Origin of the sequence: Variovorax glucosi, assembly GCF_051216695.1 — a bacterium.
Classification (GTDB): domain Bacteria; phylum Pseudomonadota; class Gammaproteobacteria; order Burkholderiales; family Burkholderiaceae_C; genus Variovorax.
Window position 1 is genome coordinate 1 of record NZ_JBPJZE010000043.1, and the last position, 1,708, is coordinate 1,708.

3 protein-coding genes are annotated in these 1,708 nt (G+C 66.3%); 1 reads left to right on the plus strand and 2 read right to left on the minus strand.

All coding sequences use genetic code 11. The annotated features are described in order from the left end of the window. Nucleotides 1–692 (minus strand): LysR family transcriptional regulator (locus ACSFA3_RS22630; protein ID WP_435507723.1); only part of this gene is annotated, 692 nt, incomplete at its 3' end. Nucleotides 693–864: 172 nt separating this feature from the next. On the opposite strand from ACSFA3_RS22630, the gene ACSFA3_RS22635 reads away from it, so the two are divergent. After that, entirely contained in the window at nucleotides 865–1,182 is a 318-nt protein-coding gene (locus tag ACSFA3_RS22635) for a DUF2917 domain-containing protein (RefSeq protein WP_435474704.1), read from the plus strand. Between the two features lie 106 nt (nucleotides 1,183–1,288). Here the strand turns inward: ACSFA3_RS22635 and ACSFA3_RS22640 are convergent, their stop codons facing one another. After that, nucleotides 1,289–1,699 carry a BLUF domain-containing protein gene (locus ACSFA3_RS22640; RefSeq protein WP_435474706.1) on the minus strand — a complete coding sequence of 137 codons (411 nt, stop codon included), beginning with the start codon at nucleotides 1,697–1,699 and terminating at the stop codon, nucleotides 1,289–1,291. Nucleotides 1,700–1,708 lie beyond the last annotated feature (9 nt).

A 1,708-nucleotide genomic window follows, 5' to 3' on the forward strand; every position in this document is an offset into this window, starting at 1 on the left:
CATCGCTTCGGCTGGGAGCGCGCGACGCCGTTGTCCTCAAACCACCGCGTCCACGTCAGCCACTCGAGATGGGTGCGGTGCGCGTCGCCGGCCTCGATCAGCGTGAACTGGGTGATGTCGGCGGGTGTCTTGATGGGCGGGCTGCTCTTCAGCAGCCAGGGGCTGGCCACCGGCGTCAGAGTTTCTCCGAACAGGCGCACGGCGCCGGCCGTCATGGACTCGCGCGGGCCGTAGCGCAGGGCGATGTCGACGTCGGCCACTTCGAGGTCTACCGCCACGTCGCTGGCGTCGATGCGGATGTCGATCTCGGGGTTGTCGCGCTGGAAGGCCTCCAGCCGCGGGATCAGCCACATCGAGGCGAACGAGGCAAAAGTGGTCAGCGACACGCTCTGCCGCCCCGCGCTCTGGCGGATCTGGCGCACCGCCGTGTCGATGCGCGGCAGCGATTGCTGCACCGCCAGCAGCAGCAGCGCCCCTGCGCTCGTGAGCTCCACCGCGCGCGTGTGGCGCAGGAACAGGGCCACGCCCACCTCTTCTTCCAGCGACTGGATCTGGCGGCTCACGGCCGACTGGGTCAGTGCCATTTCTTCAGCTGCTGCGCGGAAGTTCAGGTGCCGGGCCACCGCCTCGAAGGCGCGCAGGTGCCCGGCGGAGATCGGACGGGAGCGCAGATGGGTTTGCGAATGTTGCATGGATATGACTTTGGAGGACTGGTCGGCGTTCAGATCGATTGATGCGAAACACGCATCAGTAGGCTACCTCGTTTTCATTGGACCGCCAACGCCATAGAAACGATCATTCATTCCCGAACTGCGCTATTGCCACTTTCTGACAAGCGCTTCGGCAAAGCCAAGGAGTTACATCATGTCCACCGCCGTCTGCACCACCCAATCGCTCTCGTCCCTGTCCGTTCCCGCCCGCACCGCCGCCGTTCCGCCGGCCGTTCGCCGCGGTGCCTGGCAGATCGCGCCCGGCGAGGCGATGAGCCTGAAGGCGCGGGCGGCCAGCATTCTGCGGGTCAAGCAGGGCCGGGTGTGGATCACGCCTGATGCCACGCTCCAGAACCCCAGCGAAGACCTGGTGCTCGCACCCGGCGAATCGCTGACGGTGGCCGCGGGCCAGCGCATCGTCATGGAGGCGTGGGACGGCTACGGCGCGACCTACAGCTGGGACAACGCCTGAGCGATTGTTTTCCCTCCATGTGCTGAAAAGGCGGCCTCGGCCGCCTTTTTCTTTTTGAAGCGTCTTTTGGGGTAGGGCCGCCGGGCCGCCGCCCATTCAGTTCAATTCAACCGTTGATGTCGAAGCTGGGAACCAGCGCCAGGAAGTGCCGCAGCGCCGCCTCGCCGTCCAGCGCATGCACGCCGGCCATCAGGTCGGGGCCCTCGCATTCGGCCAGCCCCATGCCAAAGCCGCTGTAGCGGCGGGCTGCCAGCGGGGCCTGGTAGACGACCCTGACGCCGACATGGCGCGGATCGCTCTCGATCTGCTGCATCAGCGCGTCGATGGCTTCGGGCGGGCCTTCCAGGTGCTGGCAGAAACGCATGCCGTCGAACACCAGCAGGCCGGTGATGTCGCGCTCCGCATTGCGCATGCGTGCCCGGGAAGCGATCGAACCCACCGTGTCCGGGGGCAGGCCTTGGGCGAGCGTGCTGCAGTAGAGGACTTCGTAGAGCGGGAGCGTTGGTTCTGCTGTCATGCGTCTTGG

Coding starts and splice junctions, on each gene's coding strand:
- ACSFA3_RS22635 (WP_435474704.1), top strand. CDS start 865: ATGTCCACCGCCGTCTGCACCACCCAATCGCTCTCGTCCCTGTCCGTT.
- ACSFA3_RS22640 (WP_435474706.1), bottom strand. CDS start 1,699: ATGACAGCAGAACCAACGCTCCCGCTCTACGAAGTCCTCTACTGCAGC.